This is a genomic window from [Clostridium] scindens ATCC 35704 (assembly GCF_004295125.1).
Lineage (GTDB): Bacteria > Bacillota > Clostridia > Lachnospirales > Lachnospiraceae > Clostridium_AP > Clostridium_AP scindens.
Window position 1 is genome coordinate 1,337,077 of record NZ_CP036170.1, and the last position, 26,394, is coordinate 1,363,470.

At 47.5% G+C, this 26,394-nt stretch carries 30 protein-coding genes and 1 tRNA gene; 23 read left to right on the plus strand and 8 right to left on the minus strand.

Annotation, left to right across the window (positions count from 1 at the left end):
• Positions 1-9: 9 nt before the first annotated feature.
• Positions 10-117 carry an MBL fold metallo-hydrolase gene (locus HDCHBGLK_RS19975; RefSeq protein ID WP_243133539.1) on the minus strand — a complete coding sequence of 36 codons (108 nt, stop codon included), beginning with the start codon at positions 115-117 and terminating at the stop codon, positions 10-12.
• Positions 118-517: 400 nt separating this feature from the next.
• Here HDCHBGLK_RS19975 and HDCHBGLK_RS06855 point away from each other — a divergent pair, with 400 nt between their 5' ends.
• The 4 genes from HDCHBGLK_RS06855 (at position 518) to HDCHBGLK_RS06870 (ending at position 3,068) form a co-directional block, all read left to right on the plus strand.
• Positions 518-1,657 carry a PucR family transcriptional regulator gene (locus HDCHBGLK_RS06855; RefSeq protein WP_004607939.1) on the plus strand — a complete coding sequence of 380 codons (1,140 nt, stop codon included), beginning with the start codon at positions 518-520 and terminating at the stop codon, positions 1,655-1,657.
• 82 nt (positions 1,658-1,739) lie between these two features.
• Complete coding sequence (locus tag HDCHBGLK_RS06860) at positions 1,740-2,378, plus strand: lactate utilization protein (RefSeq protein WP_004607938.1); 639 nt, start codon at positions 1,740-1,742, stop codon at positions 2,376-2,378.
• A 48-nt stretch (positions 2,379-2,426) separates the two neighbouring features.
• A tRNA-Cys gene (locus tag HDCHBGLK_RS06865) sits at positions 2,427-2,497 on the plus strand.
• Positions 2,498-2,636: 139 nt separating this feature from the next.
• Positions 2,637-3,068 carry a cupin domain-containing protein gene (locus HDCHBGLK_RS06870; protein ID WP_004607937.1) on the plus strand — a complete coding sequence of 144 codons (432 nt, stop codon included), beginning with the start codon at positions 2,637-2,639 and terminating at the stop codon, positions 3,066-3,068.
• Between the two features lie 69 nt (positions 3,069-3,137).
• Here HDCHBGLK_RS06870 and HDCHBGLK_RS06875 read toward each other — a convergent pair whose 3' ends face one another.
• A complete protein-coding gene (locus HDCHBGLK_RS06875; protein ID WP_233440742.1) occupies positions 3,138-3,389 on the minus strand; it encodes a penicillin-binding transpeptidase domain-containing protein in 252 nt (83 codons plus the stop codon).
• A gap of 155 nt (positions 3,390-3,544) precedes the next feature.
• On the opposite strand from HDCHBGLK_RS06875, the gene HDCHBGLK_RS06880 reads away from it, so the two are divergent.
• Complete coding sequence (locus HDCHBGLK_RS06880) at positions 3,545-3,967, plus strand: amidohydrolase family protein (RefSeq protein WP_161567387.1); 423 nt, start codon at positions 3,545-3,547, stop codon at positions 3,965-3,967.
• 85 nt (positions 3,968-4,052) lie between these two features.
• Here the strand turns inward: HDCHBGLK_RS06880 and bilS are convergent, their stop codons facing one another.
• The 4 genes from bilS to HDCHBGLK_RS06900 are packed head-to-tail and all read right to left on the minus strand — an operon-like array spanning position 4,053 to position 6,752.
• Positions 4,053-4,577, minus strand: coding sequence for a flavodoxin family protein BilS (bilS, locus tag HDCHBGLK_RS06885; RefSeq protein WP_009247939.1), 525 nt, complete (start codon positions 4,575-4,577; stop codon positions 4,053-4,055).
• Between the two features lie 57 nt (positions 4,578-4,634).
• Positions 4,635-5,399, minus strand: coding sequence for a J domain-containing protein (locus HDCHBGLK_RS06890; RefSeq protein WP_004607933.1), 765 nt, complete (start codon positions 5,397-5,399; stop codon positions 4,635-4,637).
• 3 nt (positions 5,400-5,402) lie between these two features.
• Positions 5,403-6,344: a DUF5685 family protein gene (locus tag HDCHBGLK_RS06895; RefSeq protein ID WP_009247938.1), complete on the minus strand. Its 942-nt coding sequence runs from the start codon at positions 6,342-6,344 to the stop codon at positions 5,403-5,405.
• Positions 6,345-6,356: 12 nt separating this feature from the next.
• Positions 6,357-6,752: a hypothetical protein gene (locus HDCHBGLK_RS06900; protein ID WP_039909901.1), complete on the minus strand. Its 396-nt coding sequence runs from the start codon at positions 6,750-6,752 to the stop codon at positions 6,357-6,359.
• 190 nt (positions 6,753-6,942) lie between these two features.
• On the opposite strand from HDCHBGLK_RS06900, the gene HDCHBGLK_RS06905 reads away from it, so the two are divergent.
• The 9 genes from HDCHBGLK_RS06905 to HDCHBGLK_RS06945 all read left to right on the plus strand — a co-directional run bounded on the left by HDCHBGLK_RS06905 (position 6,943) and on the right by HDCHBGLK_RS06945 (position 12,494).
• On the plus strand, positions 6,943-8,226 hold the full coding sequence (locus HDCHBGLK_RS06905) for an L-cysteine desulfidase family protein (protein WP_004607930.1): 1,284 nt from the start codon (positions 6,943-6,945) through the stop codon (positions 8,224-8,226).
• Positions 8,227-8,244: 18 nt separating this feature from the next.
• Entirely contained in the window at positions 8,245-9,174 is a 930-nt protein-coding gene (gene srtB, locus HDCHBGLK_RS06910; protein ID WP_009247935.1) for a class B sortase, read from the plus strand.
• Positions 9,171-9,365, plus strand: coding sequence for a DUF951 domain-containing protein (locus tag HDCHBGLK_RS06915; RefSeq protein ID WP_004607928.1), 195 nt, complete (start codon positions 9,171-9,173; stop codon positions 9,363-9,365). The genes srtB and HDCHBGLK_RS06915 overlap by 4 nt, the downstream gene beginning before the upstream one ends.
• Before the next feature lie 130 nt (positions 9,366-9,495).
• Positions 9,496-9,783: a 30S ribosomal protein S6 gene (gene rpsF / locus HDCHBGLK_RS06920; RefSeq protein WP_004607927.1), complete on the plus strand. Its 288-nt coding sequence runs from the start codon at positions 9,496-9,498 to the stop codon at positions 9,781-9,783.
• Between the two features lie 21 nt (positions 9,784-9,804).
• Positions 9,805-10,260, plus strand: a complete 456-nt coding sequence (locus HDCHBGLK_RS06925) for a single-stranded DNA-binding protein (RefSeq protein ID WP_004607926.1) — start codon at positions 9,805-9,807, stop codon at positions 10,258-10,260.
• A 57-nt stretch (positions 10,261-10,317) separates the two neighbouring features.
• A complete protein-coding gene (gene rpsR, locus HDCHBGLK_RS06930) occupies positions 10,318-10,584 on the plus strand; it encodes a 30S ribosomal protein S18 (RefSeq protein ID WP_004607925.1) in 267 nt (88 codons plus the stop codon).
• A gap of 40 nt (positions 10,585-10,624) precedes the next feature.
• Positions 10,625-11,290, plus strand: coding sequence for a hypothetical protein (locus HDCHBGLK_RS06935; RefSeq protein WP_004607924.1), 666 nt, complete (start codon positions 10,625-10,627; stop codon positions 11,288-11,290).
• Position 11,291: 1 nt separating this feature from the next.
• The gene (locus HDCHBGLK_RS06940; protein WP_004607923.1) at positions 11,292-11,513 is read left to right on the plus strand and encodes a hypothetical protein; all 222 of its coding nucleotides are present in this window, start codon (positions 11,292-11,294) and stop codon (positions 11,511-11,513) included.
• Positions 11,514-11,687: 174 nt separating this feature from the next.
• Entirely contained in the window at positions 11,688-12,494 is an 807-nt protein-coding gene (locus HDCHBGLK_RS06945; RefSeq protein ID WP_004607922.1) for an MBL fold metallo-hydrolase, read from the plus strand.
• 344 nt (positions 12,495-12,838) lie between these two features.
• On the opposite strand, the gene gnpA is transcribed toward HDCHBGLK_RS06945, so the two are convergent.
• The gene (gnpA, locus tag HDCHBGLK_RS06950; RefSeq protein ID WP_004607921.1) at positions 12,839-15,004 is read right to left on the minus strand and encodes a 1,3-beta-galactosyl-N-acetylhexosamine phosphorylase; all 2,166 of its coding nucleotides are present in this window, start codon (positions 15,002-15,004) and stop codon (positions 12,839-12,841) included.
• 222 nt (positions 15,005-15,226) lie between these two features.
• Between gnpA and HDCHBGLK_RS06955 the strand changes: the two genes are divergently transcribed.
• Together HDCHBGLK_RS06955 and nagB are read left to right on the plus strand one after the other, a co-directional pair.
• The gene (locus HDCHBGLK_RS06955) at positions 15,227-15,853 is read left to right on the plus strand and encodes a carbohydrate-binding family 9-like protein (RefSeq protein ID WP_004607920.1); all 627 of its coding nucleotides are present in this window, start codon (positions 15,227-15,229) and stop codon (positions 15,851-15,853) included.
• A gap of 48 nt (positions 15,854-15,901) precedes the next feature.
• A complete protein-coding gene (nagB, locus tag HDCHBGLK_RS06960) occupies positions 15,902-16,636 on the plus strand; it encodes a glucosamine-6-phosphate deaminase (protein ID WP_004607919.1) in 735 nt (244 codons plus the stop codon).
• An 82-nt stretch (positions 16,637-16,718) separates the two neighbouring features.
• On the opposite strand, the gene HDCHBGLK_RS06965 is transcribed toward nagB, so the two are convergent.
• Complete coding sequence (locus HDCHBGLK_RS06965) at positions 16,719-17,633, minus strand: AraC family transcriptional regulator (protein WP_009247931.1); 915 nt, start codon at positions 17,631-17,633, stop codon at positions 16,719-16,721.
• 208 nt (positions 17,634-17,841) lie between these two features.
• Here HDCHBGLK_RS06965 and HDCHBGLK_RS06970 point away from each other — a divergent pair, with 208 nt between their 5' ends.
• From HDCHBGLK_RS06970 to HDCHBGLK_RS07000, 7 genes are all read left to right on the plus strand, one after another.
• Positions 17,842-19,152: an ABC transporter substrate-binding protein gene (locus HDCHBGLK_RS06970; RefSeq protein ID WP_004607917.1), complete on the plus strand. Its 1,311-nt coding sequence runs from the start codon at positions 17,842-17,844 to the stop codon at positions 19,150-19,152.
• A 109-nt stretch (positions 19,153-19,261) separates the two neighbouring features.
• A complete protein-coding gene (locus tag HDCHBGLK_RS06975) occupies positions 19,262-20,167 on the plus strand; it encodes a carbohydrate ABC transporter permease (RefSeq protein ID WP_004607916.1) in 906 nt (301 codons plus the stop codon).
• A gap of 15 nt (positions 20,168-20,182) precedes the next feature.
• The gene (locus tag HDCHBGLK_RS06980; protein WP_004607915.1) at positions 20,183-21,067 is read left to right on the plus strand and encodes a carbohydrate ABC transporter permease; all 885 of its coding nucleotides are present in this window, start codon (positions 20,183-20,185) and stop codon (positions 21,065-21,067) included.
• Positions 21,068-21,112: 45 nt separating this feature from the next.
• Positions 21,113-22,039, plus strand: a complete 927-nt coding sequence (locus HDCHBGLK_RS06985; protein ID WP_004607914.1) for a nucleotidyltransferase family protein — start codon at positions 21,113-21,115, stop codon at positions 22,037-22,039.
• Positions 22,039-23,157, plus strand: coding sequence for a phosphotransferase enzyme family protein (locus HDCHBGLK_RS06990; protein WP_004607913.1), 1,119 nt, complete (start codon positions 22,039-22,041; stop codon positions 23,155-23,157). Before HDCHBGLK_RS06985 ends, HDCHBGLK_RS06990 begins: the two co-directional genes overlap by 1 nt.
• 11 nt (positions 23,158-23,168) lie before the next feature.
• Positions 23,169-24,188 (plus strand): UDP-glucose 4-epimerase GalE, encoded by a 1,020-nt coding sequence (galE, locus tag HDCHBGLK_RS06995; RefSeq protein ID WP_004607912.1) that lies wholly within the window; start codon positions 23,169-23,171, stop codon positions 24,186-24,188.
• Positions 24,189-24,326: 138 nt separating this feature from the next.
• Positions 24,327-26,393: a DHH family phosphoesterase gene (locus HDCHBGLK_RS07000; protein WP_004607911.1), complete on the plus strand. Its 2,067-nt coding sequence runs from the start codon at positions 24,327-24,329 to the stop codon at positions 26,391-26,393.
• Position 26,394 lies beyond the last annotated feature (1 nt).

Consider the following 26,394-nt stretch of genomic DNA (forward strand, 5'->3'; position numbering starts at 1 on the left):
AGGGCGGTCCTAGAACAGAAGGGACAGTCCCACGCTGTGGTCATCGTGGCCATGGGACAGTACAATATGCGTGATCTTTTTCAAATCCACTCCCAGAGAGTGCGCGTTTCGAATCATAATATCGGAGTATCCGGCATCGAATAGGAGCTTCTTATCATCAATTTCATAACGAATTCCCCCCTTTTCATCCGGTATCTGCGCATAAACGCTTAATCTGTATAAAGTATATCGGATTCCAGTGGGAAAGCATAGATACATGAAGAAATGCAAAAAAGGTCTTGAAGTAAAACTTCAGGACCTTTTGTTTAAATAATCTAGAGATTGGATTAGGAATAACAAAATCTTGGGGGTGCTTCTAAAGCATATTTTGTATTCCAAGAACAATATATCACGGAGAAACTTCTTTGAAAATAGTTTTATGTTACATAAATTAGTAAAAAAATTGTGCTTGAAGCACAAGGATGATATAATAATACGGACTTAAGAAATAAATAGACAGACAGGCGGGTGTATATATGTGGCAGTAGAATTGAAGGAACTTTATGAAAAGATCAGTCCGGAATATGAAGTGAAACTGCATACGACAGGATGTTTTGAAAAAATGATTGGATGGGTCCACATGGTTGAGGATCCGGAATTTGCGGATCTGCTGCATGGAGACGAACTTATCTTTAACTCAGGCCTGAACTATACTTCGGACGAGTGGCTTTACAGGTTCGTGGAGGCGCTGAATAAGGTCCATGCAGGAGGCCTGATCGTATCTCTTTGGGGGGAGAGGGCCTTTTCGCAGGAGATCATTGATTACTGCAATAAGATAAAGTTTCCACTCTTCTCCGCATCGTGGAAGACACCTTACATTGACATTATGCGGATGTTCTCGGTGATTCTCCTAAAAAACGAGCAGAAGGAGACGAACCTGATTGCTGCATTGAAGAACGCCATTTATTACCCGGAGAATGAAGAACTGTATCTCAGCCATTTTGAGAGAAATGGATTCTTCCGGGATATGTCCTATACGATCGTCATACTTAGCTGTCATGCCTATGATATGGAGAATGGGAATGAAAGACTGCTGAGGATTGAGAAGTCTCTCCACTATATTCTGAAAAATGTGATCGTATACGAAGAAAAGGGATGCCTGATCATCCTTGCCGCAGGCTACTCCCTTTCAAAGATCCGCTCAGATTTCCAGCGGCTGTGCCAGAGGGATTCCAACATCTATGTGGGGATTGGCACGACAGCGGATCAGATCCGGGATATCCACAAGTCTTACCATAACGCCAATACGGCCTACCAGCTGACCAAGACAGCTATTCCTAAGAATCTGCTGGATTACGACGAACTGGGCATCTATAAGATATTGGCGGATGTAAAAGAGGTATCCATCTATCCTGCGTTTGTAAAGGAGACCCTAGGGACTTTGATAGACTATGACAAACAGAATCACAAGGAGTATCTGAAGATTCTGGATGAATATTTTCGCCATGAGTGCAGCGTCATTGAGACCTCAAAAGCACTGTACTGCCATAAGAACACGCTGACCTACAAACTTCATAAAATCCGGGACATCCTGGGATATGACATTCATAGCAACGAGAACCGTACAAGGATTATGGTAGCGCTCTATATCATGCGGCTGGGAGAAATTGGAATCTAACACGCATTTAAAACTGTCTGACTTTTAAATTTGTGGTATAATGTTGGGAACAGCAAGATAAGATACATAGGAGGCGGATGCAATGAATGAGAATCGGATAAAACGAAATCAATTATTAGGCGGGCGTATCGTTCAGGGACTGAAGTCCCGCAATATGGATGGCTATTACGCAGAGACAAAAGAAGACGCGCTTAAGAAAGCGTTGGAGTGGATATCGGAAGGAAGCACGGTCGCCTGGGGCGGCTCCATGTCGATTGCAGAGATCGGGCTTAAGAAGGCAATCTGCGAAGGCAATTATAAGGAATATAACCGCGATGACGCCAAGAATCCGGAAGAAAAGCGTAAGATCGAGCTGGCAAGCTATGACTGCGACTATTTCCTCACAAGCGCCAATGCTATAACGGAAGATGGAGTGATGGTCAACATAGACGGCTTTGGCAACCGGGTATCGGCCATAGCCGCCGGTCCCCGCAATGTCATCATGATCGTTGGGATGAACAAGGTGGTAAGGGATGTAGAGAACGCTGTATCAAGGGCCAGGAATGAGGCTGCGCCGATCAACGCGCAGAGATTCGATATTGATACGCCTTGCCACAAGACGGGAGCCTGCTTTGACTGCAAGTCTCCTGACACCATCTGCTGTCAGATGCTGGTGACAAGATTCTCCAAAGTTCCTGAAAGAATAAAAGTTATTCTGGTAAATGAAGAATTAGGCTTTTAAGATGTTGACTAAATCCCGGGCATTTGTTATAATACAAATGCTCGATAAGGCGCCATAGCCAAGCGGTAAGGCAAAGGTCTGCAACACCTCTATCACCAGTTCGATTCTGGTTGGCGCCTCTATAATGAAGAAGCCTCGGAGACATAATGTTTCCGGGGCTTTCTTGTATGTAATAACAAAACGTGGCAGTTTTGTGGCAGAAGTTAAAAGGGTGGCATAGAATAATGTATAGATATAGCCATAAAAAGGAGGGAGTCTATGCGATATACAGAGAATCTTCGTGACAATGTTGATTTTGGGCCAGGGCCTTTTGTCGTAAACATCGCATGCGCAACAGAGAGAAACCCATTTTATCGCAGGGCAATATGGACTGGCAGTCATTTGCAGGTTACGCTTATGTGCATACCACCGTGTGGAGAGATTGGGTTGGAAGTGCATCCGGATAATGATCAGTTTCTTCGCTTAGAACGAGGCAGGGGCATTATTATGATGGGGGCATGCAGGGAAAGGTTTGAATTCCAGCGTGAAGTCTGTCAGGATGATGCCATCTTTGTCCCCGCTGGCACCTGGCATAACCTGGTCAATACAGGGGCAGAACCCATAAAACTTTATTCCATCTATGCACCGCCACACCATCCTCATGGGATTATTCATCGAACAAAAGCGGAATCGGATGCCAGAGGGGATTAAAATTTCAAAGATGAGTATAATAAAAAACTGGCGATGTATGGATATACCGCCAGTTTTTATGTCTGTTATTTAAGAAAAGATAGAATTTAGTATCTCTATGGCTATTTCGGTGGCAGTGCTGCCGGTAGCATTATCAGCATTCTGCAAGTTTGTCGCAAGGTAGTAAACTCGTTCGCCGTGTTCAATAAGGCCGATAAACCACCCATTTGAATTTTGCCCGTCAACAACTCCTGTACCGGTTTTTCCATATAATCTTCCGATAGAGACATCAGAAACAAATAAAGAATTTTTTATTGCCTGTATATTCTCTTCTTTAACCATCCCATTCTCGATTGGAAGCATCGTAATGGATGATGCCTTCTTCCAATGCCTTTGAAATAGGAGGACAGATCCATAGTTTCTTACTTTCTTTTCTCCGCCTAAACGTGATAGATGGGAGAGAGGCATTGTGCTGCAGCCTCTGGGTAGAATAAATATTGTATCCCTTGCAGCAACTGGTGAACCCGATCTTCGAGATTGCCCAGGCCTATGACGCAGTGGTGATCGTGCATGGCTCGGCGGATCTCTATAACTGTCCGCTGGAATTCGACCGGATGGCCAGGAGATTCCCGAAGGTACCGTTGATCATGGCGCATTGCGGCTTCTTCTGGGAGTGGGAGCTTGCCATCGAGGTAGCCATGGAGAATGACAACCTGTACCTGGAGACCTCCAGAGTACCGGGATTCGAGACCAGCAAAGTGATTCAGAAACTAGGCGGAGGCAAGGTGATCTGGGGAACGGACGGGCCGTTCTGCGATTATGAATGGGAGTTCAACAAGATCCGCCGCTATGCGAAAAATGCGGAAGAGTTTGATAAGATCATGGGAGGAACTGTGCTGAGCCTTCTGAGGAAAGAGTAGTACAGATTAAGGAAAAGATGAAACAGCCCCTTCCCTGCATTTCCAGCGGGGGAGGGGCAAGTTATTATCCTGGTCGGCCTGAAATCTATGGCTGGCCTTCCAGTTTCTTAAGTACTTTTTCTACGAATACTTTGGCGTGTTCTACATCCAGGCTGTCGGGATGGGTGATGGCCTCGTCGAAATTCTGAATATACATGTCCATCTGGCCTGCATTCTGTTCATTTTTCATGGATACGTATTTCTGGCGTACCTTCTGGGGCATCTTTCCCTGGCAGATGAAGGCCCCCAGGTAGTCGTTGTCCGTCTCGATCCACGCGCTGACGCTGTTCTCGATCGCCTTATAATATTCCGGCGCGTTTCCCATTCCGCAGGTGCCGAAAAGAGCGATCTGCTTGCCGCTTAAGTCATTGATAAAGTCGCTGACCGCCATGCTGCAGGTACCCCGGTGCACGCAGAATCCGATGAAATAGACCTCGGCTTCCGGGATAGGCTTATCGGTGGTAATGTCAATCAGGTCTTTGGAGTTGCCGGGAAGGCGCGAGAAGATAGTCGCGGCTATTTTTTTGGTGTTACCGGTCTCGCTCTGATAAAGAACTAAATAATCTAACATATCAATCATACCTCGCTTTCTTAAGAGGCAGCGTTCCTGATCAGGACTGTCTCATGATTATATATATCCTCCGGGGGCTCCGCCACCGCAGCATAGGCCGCTTCCGCCGCAGCACAGGTTGCATACGATGTTGGCGATGCACAGCTTCATGCACCAACTGCTCCCGTCGGTAAATGTGGTTTGGTAAGGGCCTTGCTGCTGCTGGTACCAGGTTCCGCCGCTCTCAAAGCGGTTTACCAGCATCTGATACTGTATGTTGTCCGGGTCCAGACGAAGAGCCTCTTTGGCGTGCTGGAGGGCAATCACATTATTGCCAAGCCCTGAGTTGGCAAGGGCACTGTAATAATACCACTGGGCATTGCGCCCGGACATGCCGTTTAATAGATTCAATGCTTCCTGATAGTGTCCGCTGTTGATAAAGTTGGCCGCGGCACGCATATGAAGGTCCTCTTCGTTTTCCGTAGGATTTGGGCCAGCCTGCTGGTATTGACCCCGGAAGCCGCGGAAGGTGCCGAAGTCGCCGAATCCGCCGAATCCGCCAAAGTCCCCGAAGGGGCCATAGCCTCCGGATGAGCCGTATCCGCCGGAAGTACCATAGCCTCCGGATGAATAGTTGCTGCCGGCTGTTCCGTATTCCCGCTCGTGCATGATCTGCTGGTATGCCTGCTGGATTTCCTTGAACTTGGCCTCCGCCTGGTCCTTATTCGGATTGTTAATGTTGGCGTCCGGATGGTATTTTCTGCTCAGGTTTCTGTATGCCTTTTTTATTTCTTCGTCCGAGGCGCTTCTTGGGATGCCTAAGACGCTGTAGGGATCTATCATAATTTATACTCCTGTATCTGAATTGTCGCGGTCAGAGTCGGGTATGTCCTTTGAACTGCTGCTGCCAGAACCTGTCACATTCTCTGCGTCATTGCAGCCAGTATCTGCGCTCTCGCCGGATTCCTGCCGCTTGGCGGTAACTGCCGTATAGCGGCACCAGACGCCGGAATATAAGACATTTCGCAGGATCTCCGCATGCAGAAGAATTGGCAGTTTTTCGAATTCCCTGGAACACTCTGCCATCATAAGCGTCAGCAGTCCCCGGCAGTTTCCGGCAAAGTCGCTGTCATTTGCGAATGCTTCTTTCAGAGGATTGTAACTTCTCGATGCAATATCTTTTTCTACATCTTCATAGGCATCCATCAGATAAATGAATTTGCCCAGGAAGAATCCGATCTTGCGAAGAGAGGCCTCCCATTCGTCGGGCTGCCATGCAAAGATCTCCGCCATAATATTGCCGAACAGTCCGGCCATCAGGTCAATATTCTGCTCATTTTCCTGCTCCAGAGACGAAAGGCGCTTCAGATTAGAAGCAATGCCGTCTACCTTTTCCGGATATCTGCCGCGAATGGAGTCTACTTTCGACTTCAGCATTCTTGCCGCCATATACCCCTTCCTGCTGCGCTCGTCGTCCCAATCGTCCTTGCATTTATAATAGGTAAGGACAATGTTGACGGCAGCGGCGTAATCGGTAAAATGATTGGTCCGCGCAACATGCTTTTCGAAAGGATGGGCTATGCAGTTTACAACCTCCCGCTGTGTCTGCGGCTCGTAGAGGCCGGTGAGAAGTACGATGAGAAATGTCATGTCAAAGGATAAAGTCATCTGACCTCTTATACCATAACATTCTTTCAGACATTTGCAAAGACCACAATAGTACGAATGGTACATATCATAGTCTTTGAATTTCATCTCGGCTTTATTGATTGCAATATATCCAAACATAAGAATTCCCCGCTAGCTGTTCTTGATAAATGTGGTATTACATTTGGGGCAGCGGATCTCTATACGGCCTTTTCCTTTCGGCACGCGGATCTTCTGCCGGCAGGTAGGACATTTGTAGATGTGGTGCGTCTTGCGCTGGGCCATCATATTTTTCTGGCGGGCGAAGAAGCAGCGGAGCTTGTAGGTCTTATTCAAATACCATTGGTTCTCGGAGGAACGCTTGTAGATGTTCCGGGAAAACATGCGGAAATATGCGTATATAATGCAGAACCAGGCTACCAGGGAAAGGATAAAACTATTCTTCCAGCCCGCGATCAACATGACGATCAAGCCTGCGATGATCGTGAATTTCCCCAGGGAATCCATCCCATATCTTCCATACATAAAACGAATCAGTTTTTCTCTCAAAATAATCACCTTCCTAATATACTTACAATCATACGCTATCACGCCCATAAGTCAATAAACTGCCGATTAAAAATATATAAAGTTTTTGAGGCTGCATTCCCATATTTTATATAAATATGATATAATACCGACAGGTATTGCCTGCGTGTGCGGGTATGTTTGCAAGGTTCAGGAAAGGCGGGGAGCATTCATGAGAGAATTAACCAGGTTGATTAAAGAAGATATGAAGCCGGCGCTTGGAGTGACGGAGCCGGGGGCCATTGCCTATGCGGTGGCGAGCGCAAAATCCCATGTGGACGGCGAAGTAAAGAAGGTTCATGTGGCATTGAATTCCGGCATGTATAAGAATGCTTTTACCTGCGGAATTCCCAATTCGTCCAGATTTGGCAATCTGTATGCCGCAGCTCTTGGGGCAGTAGCGGCCGACGCGGCTAAGGGACTGGAATCGCTTGCGGATATTACGCCGGAGGATGATAAGAAGGCTTCAAAGATGGTGGATGACCATAAGGTGGAAGTGGTGCTGGATCATATCGGATCTGAGATTACAATAGATGCCACGGTGGAGACGGAGACAGACTCCTGCACGGTACATATCCGCCATAGCCACACCAATATTGTTTCTATAGAAAAGAATAACGAGATTATATATCAGGCAGATGCGGATCATGCATCGGAAGTCCGGGCGGAAGATGAGGTGCCCGCGATCCACCGCTATACCTTGAAGGAACTCCTTCAATATGTCAGGGAGGTTCCGGTATCCGAGATAGACTTTATCCGGGAGGCATTTTCCATGAATATGGATCTGCTGGAAGAAGGCATCCAGTCAGACCGGACAACGATCACGCGGCAGCTTCTGAAGGAGAACGGGCACAAGATTATCTCCGAGGATGCCAAAAGCACCGCCCAGCTGCTGTGTAACGGCGCCATCGAGGCACGGGTGCTGGGACTTAGCCGTCCGGCCATGAGCATTACCGGAAGCGGGGCTCACGGAATTATTGCGACGATGCCGCTGTTTGCCTATTATCAGGTGAACTACGAAGTAGTGGACGATGACATCCTTCTTCGAGCCGCTGCCTTAAGCCACCTGATTACCATGTATATCAAGGAATACTCCGGCAAACTGTCCGCATTCTGCGGGTGCGGGATCGCAGCGGGGACTGGGATGGCCTGCGCGCTTGCGTTCATGAGGAATGCGGATGAGGAAGCGATCACGAGGGTGATCCAGAACATGGCAAGCGGCCTTACGGGCATGATCTGCGACGGCGGGAACCATGGGTGCACCATGAAAGGAATCGTGGCGGTGGACGCGGCGTTTCGGGCGGCAGACATGGCGATGGATGGCGTATGCATTGAGGACATCCATGGAATCAACGGGCGTACCCCGGAGGATACCATGAGGAATATGGGACTTATCGCGTCTCCGGGAATGGTGCAGACGGAAAAGACGATCGTGGAAATTATGGAACAGAAGTAAATGAGCGAGAGGATTGGCATGAAGGAAGACAAGAAGCACAGAAGCAATAATAATAGAAATAATAGCAGTAGAAATAATAACGGCGGTAATAAGAGCGGCAGAAATAGCGGCAGCGCAGACCGCATTGGAAAAGATGAAGGCCGGGGAAGGGACATCCGGGATAAACGGTATCATAGAGGAAGAAAGAAAAAGAAGAAAGCAGGGATTTTTTCTACGATCATACTGGTAGTCGCGCTTGCCGTATTCTGTTTTTCGGCGTTCCAGCTCTTCAAGATTCTGAAAGGCTATCATGACGGCAGAAGCGAATACGACAAAGTTCGGAAGCTTGCGGTGGAAGAAAAGAAGAGCGCTGGGGAAGACCAGTTCAGCGTCAATTTTGACGAACTGATGCAGATGAATCCAGATACCATCGGATGGATAAGATTCCATCCGGAGCCGTCCCAGATCAGTTATCCGATCGTAAAAGGAAAGGATAACAGCGAATACTTGAAGAAGACGTTTTCGGCAAATGAGAATACCCTTGGGGCAATCTTCCTGAATGTCGATAACAATGCGGACTTTATGGACAAGAATACCATCATCTACGGACATCGCATGAAGGATGGCTCCATGTTCCGGCATCTGCAGGATTATGAAGAAAAGTCTTTCTGGGAGAGCAATCCGTATTTTTATATCTATACGCCGGATGGCAGGGAGATCACGTATCATATTTATTCGGCGGGACAGGTAGAGGATACTTCGGATACCTATCTTACGTCCTTTGAGTCGGATGAGGCCTGCCAGTCTTTCCTGAATATGACGAAAGAGGTGTCCCTGTATGATACAGGGGTGGAACTGAATGCGCAGAGTACCATCGTGACCTTGTCCACCTGCACCAGCGCCAGCGACAATCACCGCTTCGTGGTGCGGGGAGTAAAAGAAAAAGAGGTGAATCTGAAGGAGCAATGAAAAATGGATATATCTATGAAGTAGGGGACATCGTAACCATGAAAAAACCACACCCTTGCGGGAGCAAGGACTGGGAAATCCTAAGGGTCGGAGCGGACTTCCGGCTGAAATGCACAGGATGCGGGCACCAGATTATGATCGCGCGCAGACTGGTGGAAAAAAATACTAAGGATTTAAAGAAAAAGTCTTGAAACAAGCACCGAATTATGCTATCATATTAACTCGTGATACATTAACATCCGTAGGCTCAGGCTGGCGGATATCCTTGCTCCCACACAAGATGAGCGGGGGCCAAAAGACCAGAAGGAGGTGCAAGACGACATGAACAAATATGAATTAGCAGTTGTTGTCAGTGCAAAAATCGAAGATGACGAGAGAGCACAGGTTATCGAAAAAGTTAAAGCATTAGTTGAACGTTTCGGTGGCAAGATCTCTGACGTCGATGAATGGGGTAAGAAGAGATTGGCTTACGAAATTCAGAAGATGAAAGAAGCATATTACTATTTCATCCACTTCGAATCTGAATCTGATGTTCCAGGCGAGATTGAACAGAGAATCCGCATTATGGACAACGTGCTCAGATATTTATGCGTTAGACAGGAAGCATAAGCAGGAAGTAGAGGTAATTATATGAATAAAGTAATTTTGATGGGACGCTTGACAAGAGATCCTGAAGTAAGATATTCGCAGGGAGATAATCCGATGGCAATTGCCAGATATACGCTGGCTGTTGACCGTAGATTCAGACGGGGCAGCGACGGAGACCAGACAGCAGACTTTATCGGATGCGTGGCATTCGGAAAAAGCGGGGAATTTGCAGAGAAGTATTTTCGCCAGGGCCTGAAGGTTATCGTAACCGGACGTATCCAGACGGGAAGTTATACGAACAAAGACGGACAGAAGGTATATACCACCGATGTCGTAGTCGAAGACCAGGAATTTGCAGAAAGCAAGGCTGTAAGCGATGCTAACGCAGGCGGATTTCGTGCGGCGGCTCCCACACCGGCACCAGCACCAGCATCTGACGCAGGTGACGGCTTCATGAATATTCCGGATGGAATTGATGAAGAATTACCGTTTAATTAGGTTCTGCTAAGGATAGCAAGGCAGAATCTCATCAGATTATGAAAGGAGAATTGTGCAATGGCTTACGATAAAGGAAATCGTCCGGAAGGCGGCTTCAAGAGAAGAGGCGGCGGACGCAGAAGAAAGAAAGTTTGCGTATTCTGTGGCAAAGAGAATAACGAGATTGACTACAAGGATGTAGCAAAGTTAAGAAAATACATCTCTGAAAGAGGTAAGATTCTTCCTAGAAGAATTACCGGAAACTGCGCTAAGCACCAGAGAGCGCTTACGGTAGCAATCAAGAGAGCACGCCACGTTGCTCTGATGCCATACGTACAGGACTAATGATAGACTGTTACTATGAGAGCGTGTTGAGGATGTCCCGATGAGGGACATCCTTTTTTCGTTGTACAGCGTTTGGGTGTATGGTAATAGGGAAGATGCGAACTGCCATCCGGCAGGCTTAGGAAGAAATAGTCTTGTTGCCTGTGCAGATCTTAGCAGGCAGAGGATAGCCGTGGAATGCCGGAATGCTGAGAGGTGGTGGATGCCTCTGAAGGCGGGAATGTTTATGGGGTTAAAATCGCTTGCAGTGTTTTTGGCGGTCTTGTGCGCGGGCGTTTCGTTGGCGGGCTGCGGCCTCGTGGATTCTGCGCAGCCTGATTCTACGCATTCTGACTCAGTACATTCTGATTCGGAAAATTCTGATTCAGTACGTTCTGATTCGGATTACTCGGAATTGGGAGATGAGGAGATGCAGGGGAAGGATTTTAGAAGGCCTTGGCTCAGGCGGCTCGGCGGTACCTGGAGGAAAAGCAGAAGAGTTATGAAAGCCGGGAGAGGATTACGTTTCTATCTGATGGGAAGAAAGGTGAGGAGAACGGCAGTGACTCGGCGGCCGTTATTGTCTCGAGATATTGCATTGATAAAGACGCTGGAGTCGTTCGCTGCGAGTAGCAAGAAGAGGGCGAGGAGCAAAAGGATCTGGTTTTCTATAGGAGGATGGATATTATTATTTTCAGGCTATGCTGGAAAGTACGGCTTGGTATAGAATGCCATCAAAGGATGCGGGGATAAGTTATGAGGAAATAGCCTGTCTGCCGGATGCGCTGTATAAAGATGACGCCAATGTGAGGTATGAGGAAGTGAACTACCGGAAGGCTCTGGCAGAAAGCGACAAGGAAGAGGATAAAGAGAATCAGAAAATCAAGGTAGAAGGCTCCTATTTATACCAGGGTAAAAACGTGAATTTTTACGGATGTATGGTGGATTAATAAGGCGGAAGGCGACCTTGTAAAATGCGAGTCGTGGCGGGAATCCGATTCGGGCCAGGAGTCGCATGCTGTAATCTTCATGCAGACGGGGGAGGATTGCGAAAAGATCCAGTATTTCCCGGAAAGTTATCTGGAGATTACAAAAGAAGAATTAGAGAATGGAGAATTTGGACTATGAAACTGACAATATTAGGAACTGGAAATGCTGCGGTATCGGAATGCTATAATACCTGTTTCGTTCTATCTGATAAGGAGGAATATTTTCTTGTGGATGCGGGAGGTGGTAACAGGATCCTGAAATTGCTGAAGGACGCTGGAATTGAATTGGAAGATATTCATAATATTTTCGTCACTCATGAGCACATTGATCATGTGCTGGGAGTGATCTGGCTGATCCGCATGATTGGACAGCGCATGAATCAGGGCAAATATGAAGGCGACCTGCGGATATACTGCCATCAGGAATTGGCGGAAAAGATTCAGACGATCGCCAGCCTGACCATCCAGAAAAAAGTGTGCAGGCATATGGGAGAGAGAATCCAGTTCGTTAAAGTGGAATCCGGGGAACAGCGGGAAATCATGGGATGTACCGTAACCTTTTTCGATATTGCGTCCACAAAAGCAAAACAATTTGGATTTACTATGAAACTTAAGAATGGCGGAAAATTCACCTGTGTGGGCGATGAGCCTTATAACGAAGCGAATTACGAATATGTGAAAGGCAGCAGCTGGCTTTTGCACGAGGCCTTCTGCCTGTACGCAGAGGCAGATAAGTTCAAGCCATATGAAAAGCATCATAGCACCGTAAAAGAAGCCTGCCAGCTGGCAGAAGAACTGGGGGTTCCGAACCTCTTGCTCTATCACACGGAAGAGACTCATTTGAAAGAGAGGAAAGAACTCTACACAGCAGAAGGGCAGGAGTATTACCATGGTAACCTGTACGTACCGGATGATATGGAAGAGTTTATAATATGCACGTAACAGTTTTCGCATTTACACGTAACAAAATGCAAAAGTGTTACGTGCCTTTCCTGCACAACTGGTGTGTAGAATCGTACCAACTCCTGTGCAAAAATGAAAAGAGCGGTGTGTTAAACAGAAAATAGTTAACGAAAAAGGCGATATATCAAGAATCGAATGTTAGGATTCCAGATATACCGCCTTTTTTAGTTGTCCTGTAATTTTTATTAATGCCTAGTAACGTTTTGCAACGGATAATTTTCAATTTGACACAGGGGTTAAGTCAGTTTTACGCACCAGTTGTGTAGGGTTTACACGTAACACTTTTTCGTTTTGTTACGTGTAAATGCGAAAACTGTTACGTGTTATTTTTTCTCTTCCCACCGTATCTCGCAGGGCTCCAGGGTTACTGTCTTGCAGTTGCCATCGCCATCGTAGAATTTCGTGGTCTGTGTCTCGTTGGAGTTATTCAGAATCGCGTATTTGCCGCTTTCTGGATATGCGTTGACTTCGCAGTTCAGGTTATCTGCGTACCATACGTGGAAGGCGTCTTCTTTGTGCGCCGCGTAGTACATGGCTCTCATGAGAAGTCGTGTGTTCTCGTAACTGTATGGAAGTCCGGAGATGTATACGCCGCGGCCTTTTCCGTAGGTGTTGGCGGCCATGTGGACTTCGTTGTTGGAGTATTCGATGATCTCCGTGTCCGCGGACAGGGCGTAGATATCGTGCTTTACTTCTCCGAATTCGCAGCAAGCGGTGCGGTCTTTGGTGATGAAGTGGCTATCTAAGGCCTTGGTGAAATACTTGTCCGTGGAGAGCGTGTAGCCCAGTTCTTTGTCAACGCCCAGGATGTCGGCCAGTTGGAAGAAGCGCCCCCCGTGGTGTACGGCAGTGGGCTCTCCCACGCCGATGAAGCCGCCGCCTTCGTATACCCATTTGCGGATGGCAGTAACCAGCGTTTCGTCCAGCCACTCCTCGCCGCCGGAGAAAGCAGTGCCTGCATCGCCGGCGTTGATGATGACGTCCACATCGGCAGGCACGCCGTTTTCGCGGATATCGTCGAAACTCAGGAATACCACGTCAACGGCAGCGCCGCTTAGGGATTCCAGGATTCCGAAGTAGGAGTAGGTCTGCTTGTACCACAGCGCATGAGCCACCATGTAGGCCTGCCAGGAGCGGAGTCTGCCCCAGGAATTGAGGATGGCTACTTTGAGTCCGCTGTAGGGCTTTTTGCCTTTTACGTTGTCGTAGATCAGGCGGAATTCATCCGTTACTTTCTCGATATAATCCACGAATTTCGGGAATTTATAAGCCAGGCTGAGATAGCCGCCATATCCGATTCTGTCTACCGGGTTGCGCATCAGGGCGCGCCTTGCGCTGAGCCAGTTGTCAATGGCTTCGATGCAGGGATCGTTGCCCTCGTAGAAGGTGTCCGGGAAGAAATAGGGAAGGAATCGTCCTTCTGTATATTTCACTCCTGGTATATCGGAGATGAGACGCAAGGTAGCGCCGCCGCCTACGCTTCCGACTACGGCATCAAGCCCGATGCTTTCAAAATACGGGCCGTAGGGCTCGGTTCCGATCCAGTTGTCTCCCAGGAACATCATGGCCTCTCTACCGGCCTCGTGGGTGAGGTCTACCAGTTCTTTTGCCTTTCTGGCAACGAATCTCTGGATGAAATCCATATACTGGCGGTAGGCTTTGGTGGGCACGCGGAAGGTGGAGTTGTAATAGCCGTTGTCCACGATATCTTCCGGCCTCAGCGCGTAACCATACTCTTGCTCGAATTCTTCCAGCGCCTTGATAGATACGGTAGCGCCATAGCCGAACCAGTCTACGAACTTTTCCTTCCGGTCGGCGCCGAATACCAGCGTAAAGTGATAGAAAAAGGTGGTGAACCGCACGACATCGGTATCCGGGTTGTCGATCAGCCACTGCTTCAAGTAGTCTTTGGCAAATGTCCCGGAATTTGCCTGGCGTACATCAAAGGGGATGTCGTGAGGCTTGTCCCCCCAGTCATTGGTGATGTGGTTGTACATCTGCGTAGGATCCCAGATAGCATATACGAAGAAGGATACCGTGTATTCATGAAACGGCACAGTCTTCTCGATTGTGACAAGATCTTTTTCCTGGTCAACGGACCAGCCGGATGCCGGTACGACATCACCTGTGGTGCGATCGATAACCTCCCACCATTTCTTCGGGTCATGTACATAGTCGGCAATCACCTGCTCGCGATAATAGCCGTCCAGGAAATCAATGGTAACAGAATCGGATGTCGCAAGATTGTGCTTGGACATCAGAAGCATCTGCTGGCACTCATCCATGTGTTCTTTCGCAAATTCATTGTGCCCCCTGGCTACAAAATAGGTTGTATATATCTTTGCATCCAAAGACTTAATCTCATCATCAAGTTTCGTGCCGTCGCTGTCCCTGAGGGCATCGGCACCCCAGCGGTCAAGCATTTCCTTTGTCTCTTCCAGAAAATTCGACTCGCTTGGCAAGGTTACTCTTCCTTTTGTCTTTGACATAATTCTCCTCCTTTTATCAATATCTATATTTGAGTATATGCAATACTGCTCAGGATTTCAATAGCACGATTGTTGACTTTTTTTGTACTTTTGTGAGTTCACTTTTGCACAATCTTGTTTTTGTCAGCGTTTTTTGGTATATTATAATTAGCGGACAAGGGGCAAATGGCAGAAGATAACAAAAAATAAAATAAGGAAAAGGAGTTGGCAAGGGTATTGTCTATGAAGGTCGAGGTAATCAATAGCGCCAAGGAGTTGGAGAAGTTATCACCGTTTCATGTGGAGTGTCTTCTGTGGGGAACAAAGGAAATACCGGCTACATACGGATACATAGGATTTGTTCCGGGGGATGGCTTCTATATCAAAATGGTATGCGAGGAGAAGGAACCTCTGCGTGCTTATGAAAATGATTTGGATCCGGTATACAGGGATAGCGCGATGGAAGCGTTTTTCATGTTTGAGTCTGAGAAAGAAAGGAGCGGCCTTGCAACTTATTTGAATTTTGAAGCGAATGCCAATGGGGCGCTGCTGGCTGCATACGGAAAAGACCGGACCTACCGGACTTGCTTTACCAAAGAGGAATTAAAAGGCTTTGCGTGCGAGGCGCAGATACTGGAAGACCGGTGGACGATCAGTTTCCGGATCGGAATAGACATTCTGGAGAGGATATACGGACCGCTTCATCTGCAAGCGGGCAGCACCTTTACCTGCAACTTTTATAAGATATCCGAGGCAAAGGAGATCGAGCATTATGCTTCCTATTCCCCGATCAAGACGACTATCCCAAGCTTCCATCTGCCAGAATTTTTTGCTATGGCGGAGATTGTCAAGAGGCAGGGCCAGAACTAAAGAACAAATAAATCAATATATTAATATGTATATCAAGGAGGATGTATTATGAGAATCATCAAAGCAGCAGATTATCAGGATATGAGCAGAAAGGCAGCGAATCTTATCTCTGCCCAGGTAATTATGAAGCCGGATAGCGTACTGGGACTGGCAACAGGCTCTACGCCAATCGGAGCATACCAGAAGTTGGTGGAATGGTGCAAGAACGGGGATCTGGACTTCTCAACCGTGAAATCCGTGAATCTGGACGAATACAAGGGGCTTCCAAGAACCAATGATCAGAGTTACTACTACTTTATGCACGAAAATCTGTTTGACAAGGTAAATATCAATCCGGCAAACACGCATCTTCCGGACGGCACGGAGCCAGACAGCGATAAGGAATGCGCAAGATATGAGGCGCTGATCCAGTCTCTTGGGGGTGTAGACCTCCAGCTTCTGGGACTTGGCCACAATGGCCATATCGGATTCAATGAGCCGGCAGATGAATTTGACAAAGTTACCCATTGCGTAGATCTTCAGGAGAGTACTATCGAAGCGAACAAGAGATTCTTCGCTTCCGCGGATGATGTTCCCAGACAGGCATATACCATGGGAATCGGCACGATCATGCAGGCAAAGAAGATCCTGGTGGTAGTGAGCGGGGAAGATAAGGCCGACATTGTGGCAAAAGCCTTCTTTGGATCAGTTACTCCTCAGGTTCCAGCATCCATCCTTCAGATGCATCAGGATGTAACGCTGGTGGCTGATGCTGCGGCATTGTCCAAAGTGCCTCAGAAATAAGGAAGGCCGGACCCGGAAGAAGGGAACTGTAATAAAAGGCAGGATATTGAGGTATAAGAGTGAAAAGAATGGCAGAGGAAAGTCAGAAACTTCCCTCTGCCATTGCTTTAATTGAAGAAGCATATTCAGAAGGCGTCATTCCGGTCACCTTTTTGAATTGCCTGGAAAAGTAGTGGATGGACGTGTAGCCTAAGTGCTCGGATATCTGAGTAAAATTCATACGATTGGTCCGGATCATCTCCTTGGCGGCATTAATCTTAAGAAGGGAAAAGTATTCGATAATGCCCAGGTTGCAGTGCTCCTTGAATATCTTCTGGAGCTGGGAGCGGCCGATCAGGTTGTCCCGGCAGATCTGCTCGATAGTCACGTGGGAACTCAGGTTGCTCTCCAGGTAATCCGCCACCCGGTTGAAGATCTCCGTGTCGCTCTTACTCTTGGTAGCCTTGGGCGGCTCGATCTTAGGGAGCCGCTTTCTCACCACGATTGGATTGGAATATCTTCGGATGAGGTGGATGAGGAAATGCTCCAGGTATAAGCGGATCAACTGCTCGGCGCCAAACATATCCGGGTCTTTCTGGGGCATATTCTGCAGATAGGGGTCGTCCAGGCGGCAGTCAAAGCATCGCCTTGCTTCTATTATAATGTCTGCCAGAAGATTCCGTTCCGTCTCGTCAATCCGCAGAATCCGCTTCTTGAAGAAACGCATGGCCTCGTCCTCGCATTTGAATGAGATTACCACAAGATTGGGCGCGGTCTCCCCGGTAGCCCTTACATTGTGGAATTCATTTGGCTGATGGAATGCCACATCCCCTTTCTTAAGCACGGTAAATGTCTTGCCGGCGGTTACCCCGACCTCTCCTTTGTCTACGCAGATGAACTCCCAAAAATTGTGGGATTCCCCCTCAAAGGTGAAGTCGCTCATATATTCAAAGTAGTGTATGCTGTATATCTTGCTTACGGATATTGAGTTCCTGAGATTGATTCCATTATATCCCATATCTAAACCTCTCTTTTGTGAAATGTATAAAAAGTCTGGTAAAATTTTTTGGTCATTCTTACTAATATAATACCTTATTTTTTGTATAAAATCAAAACAAAAATGCGGATAGTGCAAATTAAGAATATTTTCAGATAAAGATTTTTGTGCACCTTTATAATACAATGGATACAAGCAACAAGATAATCTTTATAGGAGGTAAAGTATTATGAAAAAGAAAATTGTAAGTGTGCTTTTGTGTGTAGCGATGGTTGCAACTATGGCAGTCGGCTGCGGCGGAAAGAAAACCGACGGTGACGGCGGAAGCAGCAAGGGCGGAGACAAACTTGTTTACTGGGCAATGTGGAGCGAGGATGAGCCACAGGCAAAGGTAATCAAAGACGCGATCGCTAAGTATACGGAAGACACAGGCGTGAAGGTTGATGTTCAGTTCAAAGGCCGTAACGGACAGCGTGAAGGACTTCAGCCAGCACTGGATGCAAAGCAGAACATTGACTTATTTGACGAAGATGTTAACCGTGTAAACGGAACATGGGGCAAATATCTGATGGATCTGGAAGACATGGCAAAAGACTATGAGGCAGAGCACGGCAATGAGACGCTGTTCAAGATTGCACGTAATGCATATGGTCAGACTCATGACGGAGATGACACATTACATACGATTCCTTATCAGCCTTCTATTTTCGGATTCTTCTACAATAAGACATTGTTTGACAAAGCAGGCATAGAAGCTGTTCCTACAACATGGGAAGAACTGGATGCAGCATGTGCGAAGTTAAAAGAAGCAGGAATCACTCCTATCACAGCTGATGATGCTTATATGACATCCTTTATCGGAATGCATCTTGCAAGATATATCGGACAGGACGGCGTAAAGTCTCTTGTTACAGGCGAGGAAGTAAACGGCGAATCTGTTAAATGGGATGACCCAAGAGTTCTTGCAGCAGCAGAAAGTTTTGCTGATTTTGCAGAGAAAGGCTACTTTTCTAAGAACATCGCAACAAACAAATATCCTGCAGGCCAGAACCAGGAATTCGCTCCTGGCGAAGCTGCAATCGTAATCTGTGGATCTTGGCTTCCGAACGAAGCAAAAGAATCCGTAGCAGACGATCTTGAGTGGGGCTACTTCAACTATCCATCAGTTCCGGACGGAACAGATGACAGCACAGCCAACAACATTGCAAACCAGGTATTTGCAATTAACAAAGATTCTAAGATGGCTGACGAAGCATTCGAGCTGATTACTTATATCACCACTGGCGAATTTGACAAGAAGATGACGGAAGAAGCTCTTTGCATCCCGACAGACAAGGCAAATTCTGATGCTTGGCCGACAGAACTGGCTGGCGTGAAAGAAGGCTTTGATGCAACTACAACATACTATGACTGGGCAGCAGGCGTTGAGAGCAACAACGACCTTACACCAGTACTTCAGCAGAATACGCTTGACCTTGCGGCTGGCAAGATTGACGCGGCAGGATTCATTACAGCAATGACGAAAGCTGCTGGACAATAAGAACTAAAAAAGTTATACTTGTCAGGTAAGACAAGTGCACAATATGGTGGCAGGGCGGTACACTACGCTGCCACCATATTTTATAGAGAGGAAAAGGAGGGCATAGCAAATGAAGAAGAATAAGAAAATGATAATTGGCTTTATTGCGCCTGCGGTTATCATCTTCCTCATTGTATTCTTATATCCCATTATCAGGACAATCATGATGAGTATGTATAAGATTGAGTCTGTAACGGATACCATGGAATATTGGACATTTGTGGGATTACAGAACTATCAGAAACTATTCACGACATCAATATTCAAGACGGCGATGTTTAATATTTTCAAGATCTGGGCCATCGGCGGAGCGATTGTATTGGCAGTATCTCTGCTGTTTGCAGTAATCCTAACCAGCGGAGTCCGTGGGAAAAAAGCATTTCGTGCAATCATATATCTGCCGAATATCGTCAGCGCGGTTGCACTTGCAACAATGTGGCTGCAGTACGTATACAGTTCCAAGTTTGGCTTGTTAAAGTCATTCCTGGATTCCATCGGCCTTCATAAGCTGGCTGACACTCCATGGCTGGACACGGATCATAAGTTCTGGGCATTGCTGTTTGCATACTGCTTCGGCATGATCGGATACCATATGCTGATCTGGATGAGCGGTATCGAGAGAATCAGTCCGGATCTTTATGAAGCAGCAACCATTGACGGCGCAAATAAGCCGCAGCAGTTCCGTTTTATGACACTTCCTCTCTTAAAAGGCGTGTTTAAGACCAATATCACCATGTGGTCAGTCAGTGCGGCGGCATTCTTCGTATGGTCTCAGCTGTTCTCCACCGTTACGGCGGATAAGGCCACGATCGTGCCGGTACAGTACATGTACATGCACACGTTCGGAGCCGGCAATGCGGTGACAGAGAGAAATGCCGGATACGGCGCGGCTATCGGCATTATCCTTTGCCTGTGCGTCGTAATTATATTTACAATTTGTAACAAACTTATCAAAGATGACGATCTTGAATTTTAGAAAGGAGGAGCGGTTATGGCTAAGGAAAAAGAAAAAAAGGTTAGAGAAAAGATTAATTGGAAAAAAGAATTTAAACTGGCTCCCGGATATATCGTCATCATCTTATGGGTAATATTTACATTCATGCTTCTTGGATGGATACTTGCGGCCAGTCTGTCAACTACGGCGGATATCTTTGCCGGCAAGGCGCTGAAGTTCCCTACGGGACTGCATTTTGAGAATTACGCGCAGGCATGGGGATCCGGAGGTGTCGCTACGTTCTTCATGAACTCATTGCTGTATGCGCTGGTATCATGCGTGCTGCTGATTTTGATCTGCGCTCCCGCGGCATACGTACTGTCGAGATTTACCTTCCTTGGAAACAAGGTAATTCAGACAAGTTTTGTGTCTGCCATGGGAATTCCGATCACGATGATCGTGCTTCCGCTGTTCAGCATAGTGGCAAACATGGGAATTCTGAACAACGTATTTGCCAGCAAGATTACGCTGATCTTCTTATATATAGGAATCAACATTCCATACACCACGATCTTCCTGCTGACATTCTTCTCAAACCTGTCGCGGACATATGAAGAGGCGGCAGCCATAGACGGATGCCCTCCGACGAAGACCTTCTGGAAGATCATGTTCCCAATGGCGCAGTCAGGCCTTGTAACGGTTACGATCTTTAACTTCATTAATATATGGAACGAATATTTCCTGTCATTAATATTTGCAAACAACGACGCTCTGCGTCCGGTTGCCGTAGGACTCTACGGAATGCTCCAGTCCATGCAGTACACAGGAAACTGGTCAGGCATGTTCGCGGCAGTTATCATCGTATTCCTGCCGACATTTATCCTGTATATTTTCCTGTCAGAGAAGATTATCGGAGGCGTTACCGGAGGCATCAAGGGCTAGTCGTTTGAACATTACATACATATTTATAAGCTTGGAGGTAGAACAATGAATAAGCCAGTATTGGTTATCATGGCGGCAGGAATGGGAAGCCGCTATGGTGGATTAAAGCAGATTGACCCAGTAGACTCAGATGGACACATTATCATGGACTTTTCCATGTATGATGCGAAGCAGGCAGGATTTGAAAAAGTAATCTTTATCATCAAGAAGGAAAACGAAGCAGACTTTAAAGAGGCTGTGGGGGACCGTATGGCAAAATATATGGACGTATCCTATGCGTACCAGGAACTTGCCAGCATTCCGGAGGGCTATGAAGTTCCGGAAGGCAGGGTGAAGCCATGGGGAACGGCGCACGCAGTCTTAAGCTGTATCTCTTTGATTGACGGGCCATTTGCAGTCATCAATGCAGATGATTATTACGGGCAGGAAGCATTTAAATTAATCTATGATTATCTAGCATCCCACCAGGATGACGACAAGTACCGTTACACCATGGTGGGCTACCATCTTGGCAATACAGTGACAGACAACGGGCATGTTGCCCGCGGAGTCTGCGATATGAATGAAAAGGGCGAACTGATCGCTATCAACGAAAGAACCAGGATCGAGAAGCACGATGGCGGCATTGCCTTTACGGAAGACGACGGAGAGACGTGGAACTTTGTTCCGGCAGATACGACGGTATCTATGAATATGTGGGGATTTACCAAGAGTATTCTGAAGGAGATAGAAGAAGGATTCCCGGCATTCCTTGACAAGGGGCTTAAGGAGAATCCGATGAAGTGTGAGTACTTCCTGCCGACGGTTGTCAGCAATCTTCTGGGCGAGGACCGGGCAACCGTTGCAGTCCTCAAGTCCGCGGATAAATGGTATGGAGTGACTTATAAAGAGGATAAGCCGGTGGTAGTGGAAGCCATACAGAAGATGAAAGATGAGGGACGCTATCCTCAGCATCTTTGGGAGGAAGCATAATGGAACATGTGACACAGAAGCAAAGAGACGAAGTGGTCGCGCACTTTAAGTATAAGGGAATTCTTATAGATGAGCGGCCTTACGGAAGCGGCCATATCAATGACACATTTCTGCTGACTTTTGAGATTGCGGAGATGGGACAGCTGAAGGTGATCTTACAGAGAATGAATAAGGAGGTATTCTCCAATCCAGTAGAACTGATGGAGAATATCGTGGGAGTCACCTCTTACCTGCGGGAGCGGATCATTGAAAATGGAGGCGACCCGGAGAGAGAGACCCTCAATGTCATTCCTACGGTGGATGATAAGCCCTACTATCTGGACTCCTACGGCGACTATTGGCGCTCTTACAAGTTTATTACGGATGCCACCAGTTATGACAAGGTGGAGAATCCACAGCATTTTTACCAGAGCGCCGTTGCATTTGGCAATTTCCAGAGGCTGCTGGCGGACTATCCTGCCGATACGCTTCATGAGACGATCGTAGGATTCCATGACACGAAAGCGAGATTTGCCACATTTAAGAAAGTGGTGGAGGAGGATGTCATGGGAAGGGCAGCGTCCGTGAAGAAGGAGATCCAGTTCGTTCTGGATCGGGAGGACATCGCGGATTATTTCTCTGACCTTCAGGCCAAGGGAGAGATCCCGCTTAGGGTTACCCACAACGACACAAAACTTAACAATATTATGATTGATAATAAGACGGGAAAAGGAATCTGCGTGATCGACCTGGATACGGTCATGCCAGGGCTTGCCATGAACGATTTTGGGGACTCGATCAGGTTTGGCGCCAGCACGGCCGCGGAAGACGAGCAGAATCTGGATAAGGTATCCTGCAGCATGGATCTGTTTGACCTGTATGCAAAGGGCTTTATCAAAGGCTGCGCCGGAAAACTGACGAAGAAAGAGATAAACCTGATGCCCATGGGCGCCAAGACGATGACGTTCGAGTGCGGAATGAGATTCCTGACCGACTATCTCCAGGGGGACGTTTACTTCAAGATTCACAGGGATGGACACAATCTTGACAGGTGCAGGGCGCAGTTCAAGTTGGTTGAAGACATGGAGAAAAAGTGGTATACTATGCAGGACATCGTTAAGAAGTATAGTAACAGTTAGGAGGTAGAAGAATGGCGAAAATATTGATTACAGGCGGAGCTGGCTATATAGGAAGCCATACTGCGCTGGAACTGCTGGAAGAGGGCTACGAAGTTGTCATCTATGACAATCTTTCCAACTCTTCCAGGGAATCAGTCAAGAGAGTAGAAGAACTGACGGGTAAGTCCTTGAAGTTCTATGAAGGCGATGTACTGGACGCAGACGCGCTGGAAGCAATGTTTCAGGCAGAAGGGATCGATGCTGTCATCCATTGCGCGGCGCTGAAAGCAGTTGGGGAATCTGTACAGAAGCCGTTGGAATACTACCATAACAATATAACCGGAACATTGACCCTGATGGGCGTGATGGACAAAGTGGGCGTGAAGAACATCGTATTCAGTTCTTCTGCCACGGTATACGGAAGCCCGGAGATAATTCCGATCACGGAAGAATGCCCGAAGGGACAGTGCACCAATCCGTATGGATGGACCAAGTCCATGATGGAGCAGATCATGACGGACCTTCAGAAGGCTCATCCGGAATGGAACGTCATCCTGCTGCGCTACTTCAACCCGGTAGGCGCGCATAAGAGCGGACGTATCGGAGAGGATCCAAAGGGAATCCCGAATAATCTGATGCCTTATATCTCCCAGGTTGCAGTTGGCAAGCTGGAGAGGCTGGGCGTATTCGGCGATGACTATGACACGCCGGATGGAACGGGCGTGCGTGACTATATCCATGTTGTGGATCTGGCGCGCGGCCATGTAAAAGCCATCAACTATATCTTTACCAATCCGGGGCTTGATATCATCAATCTGGGAACCGGTGTTGGCTATTCAGTCCTTGATATGGTAAAGGCATTCGCCAAAGCCTGCGGCAAGGAGATCCCTTATGAGATCAAGCCGAGAAGAGAAGGCGATATCGCCATGTGCTATGCAGACCCTGCAAAGGCAGCGAGAGTCCTGGGCTGGAAGGCAGAGCGGGGCTTAGAAGAGATGTGCGAGGATACCTGGAGATGGCAGTCCCAGAATCCAAACGGCTACAAAGAATAAGAAAAATGATGCAGCAGACAGGAATGTCTTCGGAATGGAAGAGATTCCTGTCTTTTATTTTGCGCGAAGAAGTGGTATAATATTTGCATACATTGTGTTTTGTGAAATGGGAACTTTATTAATTTAGAGGATGAAGTTATGTCAGAAAAGCAAAAAGAGAATGGAAAAGTGCATTTGAAAGGACAATTAAGACTGTACATGCAGTGGCCAGCGATCATGGCGCTTCTGCTTGTGGCCATGAATATCTGGATCTACCGGATCAATCGTCGTGCCGGATCCCTGATGTTCATATTTGTCCTGATTTATATTATGATGGTGGGCGTTCTGTATCTGTACAGCAAGTCCATTATTATGAAAGACCTGGTAGAGTTTGCTGCCCAGTATGGGATCGTGCAGAATACGCTCCTTAAGGAACTGGCCGTACCCTATGCTATTCTGCTGGATGACGGGAAAGCTATCTGGATGAATAACAAGTTTCAGGAGATATTAGGGGGGAAGCCCAAAGGCGAATCCTATATCAGCAAATATATACCGGAATTGAATAAAAACATCTTCCCCAAGGAAGTTGATGATACGGTAGAGATGGATGTCTATTACGAGGACCGTGAGTATAAGGCAGAGCTTCGCAGGGTATCCGTGGAGGGATTCAGCGATATGGAACAACTGCTGGAGATGCCGATGGAGAAGGAATACTTTATCGCCGTATACTTAAGGGATGTAACGGAACTGAACCGGTATATCAAGCAGGCGGAAGAGCAGCGGTTGATTGCGGGCCTGATCTATATCGATAACTATGATGAGGTCATGAGCAGCGTGGAAGAGGTGCGACAGTCCCTTCTGGTGGCTTTGGTGGATCGGAAGATTAACCAGTATATCGCCAAGGTGGACGGCATCGTTAAGAAGATGGAGAATGATAAGTACTTCATCGTCTTTAAGAAGCAGTATTTTAAGCAGTTGGAGGAGGATAAGTTCTCCCTGCTTGAGGACGTGAAGTCCGTCAATATCGGAAATGGAATTCCAGCTACGCTTAGCATCGGCCTTGGCCTTAGTTGCGACGCCTATGCCCAGAGTTATAACTATGCCCGCGTGGCGATCGATCTGGCGCTGGCAAGAGGCGGAGACCAGGCGGTCATTAAGGATGGAAAAGGCATTACCTATTATGGAGGAAAGCGAGAGCAGACTTCCAAGAATACCCGCGTGAAGGCCCGGGTAAAGGCGGAAGCCTTGAGGGAGTTCATAACGGTCAAGGATAAGATATTCGTGATGGGCCATAAGCTTACGGATGTGGACGCGCTGGGGGCAGCCATCGGAATCTACCGCGCGGCGGCGGCTCTGGAGAAGAAGGCTTACATCATCATCAATGAGGTGTCCGCGTCCCTGCGCCCTCTGTATGAAAGTTTTGAGCGGGATCCGTCCTATCCGGACGATCTGTTCCTTAACTCGTCCCAGGCCATTGATCTTGCCGACGAGAATTCCATGGTGGTGGTAGTAGACACGAACCGCCCTCAGATGACGGAGTGCGAGGAACTTTTGAAGAAGTCCAAGACGATCGTGGTACTGGATCATCACAGGCAGAGCAGCGACAACATCGACAATGCGCTGCTGTCTTATATCGAGCCGTACGCATCCTCGGCCTGCGAGATGGTATCAGAGGTACTGCAGTATATTGTGGATGATATTAAGATTCCAAAGATTGAGGCCAGCAGCCTTTATGCCGGCATCATGATCGATACCAATAATTTCGTGAACCGTACAGGCGTGCGGACATTCGAGGCGGCAGCGTTCCTGCGCCGCTGCGGCGCGGACATCACGCTGGTCCGCAAGATGTTTCGGGATGATATGGAGTCCTACCGTGCCAAGGCTGAGATTATCAGCAGCGCGGAAGTTTATCTTGAGAAGTTTGCCATTGCAAGAGGCGAGAATCTTCATATAGAAAGCCCTACGATCATAGGGGCCCAGGCAGCTAATGAATTGCTGGATATTAATGAGGTCAAGGCAAGTTTTGTGCTGACGGAGTACAATGGAAAGATTTATATCAGCGCCCGCTCTATCGACGAGGTGAATGTCCAGATCATTATGGAGCGGCTCGGAGGCGGAGGCCATATGAACGCGTCAGGCGCGCAGTTCAATCATACTGACATGGAGGAAGCCGTGGCATCTTTGAAACAAGTAATCAACGATATGACAGAAGGAGGAGACATCTAGG

Excerpts from the sequence above, each read along its gene's own strand:
- HDCHBGLK_RS06915 (WP_004607928.1), top strand. The coding sequence starts at position 9,171 with ATGAAAAATGGATATATCTATGAAGTAGGGGACATCGTAACCATGAAA.
- galE (WP_004607912.1), top strand. The coding sequence starts at position 23,169 with ATGGCGAAAATATTGATTACAGGCGGAGCTGGCTATATAGGAAGCCAT.
- HDCHBGLK_RS06985 (WP_004607914.1), top strand. The coding sequence starts at position 21,113 with ATGAATAAGCCAGTATTGGTTATCATGGCGGCAGGAATGGGAAGCCGC.
- HDCHBGLK_RS06870 (WP_004607937.1), top strand. The coding sequence starts at position 2,637 with ATGCGATATACAGAGAATCTTCGTGACAATGTTGATTTTGGGCCAGGG.
- HDCHBGLK_RS06970 (WP_004607917.1), top strand. The coding sequence starts at position 17,842 with ATGAAAAAGAAAATTGTAAGTGTGCTTTTGTGTGTAGCGATGGTTGCA.
- nagB (WP_004607919.1), top strand. The coding sequence starts at position 15,902 with ATGAGAATCATCAAAGCAGCAGATTATCAGGATATGAGCAGAAAGGCA.
- HDCHBGLK_RS06890 (WP_004607933.1), bottom strand. The coding sequence starts at position 5,399 with ATGATAGATCCCTACAGCGTCTTAGGCATCCCAAGAAGCGCCTCGGAC.
- HDCHBGLK_RS06965 (WP_009247931.1), bottom strand. The coding sequence starts at position 17,633 with ATGGGATATAATGGAATCAATCTCAGGAACTCAATATCCGTAAGCAAG.
- bilS (WP_009247939.1), bottom strand. The coding sequence starts at position 4,577 with ATGTTAGATTATTTAGTTCTTTATCAGAGCGAGACCGGTAACACCAAA.
- HDCHBGLK_RS19975 (WP_243133539.1), bottom strand. The coding sequence starts at position 117 with ATGATTCGAAACGCGCACTCTCTGGGAGTGGATTTGAAAAAGATCACG.
- HDCHBGLK_RS06955 (WP_004607920.1), top strand. The coding sequence starts at position 15,227 with ATGAAGGTCGAGGTAATCAATAGCGCCAAGGAGTTGGAGAAGTTATCA.
- HDCHBGLK_RS06905 (WP_004607930.1), top strand. The coding sequence starts at position 6,943 with ATGAGAGAATTAACCAGGTTGATTAAAGAAGATATGAAGCCGGCGCTT.
- HDCHBGLK_RS06980 (WP_004607915.1), top strand. The coding sequence starts at position 20,183 with ATGGCTAAGGAAAAAGAAAAAAAGGTTAGAGAAAAGATTAATTGGAAA.
- HDCHBGLK_RS06975 (WP_004607916.1), top strand. The coding sequence starts at position 19,262 with ATGAAGAAGAATAAGAAAATGATAATTGGCTTTATTGCGCCTGCGGTT.
- HDCHBGLK_RS07000 (WP_004607911.1), top strand. The coding sequence starts at position 24,327 with ATGTCAGAAAAGCAAAAAGAGAATGGAAAAGTGCATTTGAAAGGACAA.
- HDCHBGLK_RS06940 (WP_004607923.1), top strand. The coding sequence starts at position 11,292 with ATGCCATCAAAGGATGCGGGGATAAGTTATGAGGAAATAGCCTGTCTG.
- HDCHBGLK_RS06925 (WP_004607926.1), top strand. The coding sequence starts at position 9,805 with ATGAATAAAGTAATTTTGATGGGACGCTTGACAAGAGATCCTGAAGTA.
- rpsR (WP_004607925.1), top strand. The coding sequence starts at position 10,318 with ATGGCTTACGATAAAGGAAATCGTCCGGAAGGCGGCTTCAAGAGAAGA.
- HDCHBGLK_RS06945 (WP_004607922.1), top strand. The coding sequence starts at position 11,688 with ATGAAACTGACAATATTAGGAACTGGAAATGCTGCGGTATCGGAATGC.
- HDCHBGLK_RS06895 (WP_009247938.1), bottom strand. The coding sequence starts at position 6,344 with ATGTTTGGATATATTGCAATCAATAAAGCCGAGATGAAATTCAAAGAC.
- HDCHBGLK_RS06990 (WP_004607913.1), top strand. The coding sequence starts at position 22,039 with ATGGAACATGTGACACAGAAGCAAAGAGACGAAGTGGTCGCGCACTTT.
- HDCHBGLK_RS06875 (WP_233440742.1), bottom strand. The coding sequence starts at position 3,389 with ATGGTTAAAGAAGAGAATATACAGGCAATAAAAAATTCTTTATTTGTT.
- srtB (WP_009247935.1), top strand. The coding sequence starts at position 8,245 with ATGAAGGAAGACAAGAAGCACAGAAGCAATAATAATAGAAATAATAGC.
- HDCHBGLK_RS06935 (WP_004607924.1), top strand. The coding sequence starts at position 10,625 with ATGAGGGACATCCTTTTTTCGTTGTACAGCGTTTGGGTGTATGGTAAT.
- gnpA (WP_004607921.1), bottom strand. The coding sequence starts at position 15,004 with ATGTCAAAGACAAAAGGAAGAGTAACCTTGCCAAGCGAGTCGAATTTT.
- HDCHBGLK_RS06860 (WP_004607938.1), top strand. The coding sequence starts at position 1,740 with ATGAATGAGAATCGGATAAAACGAAATCAATTATTAGGCGGGCGTATC.
- rpsF (WP_004607927.1), top strand. The coding sequence starts at position 9,496 with ATGAACAAATATGAATTAGCAGTTGTTGTCAGTGCAAAAATCGAAGAT.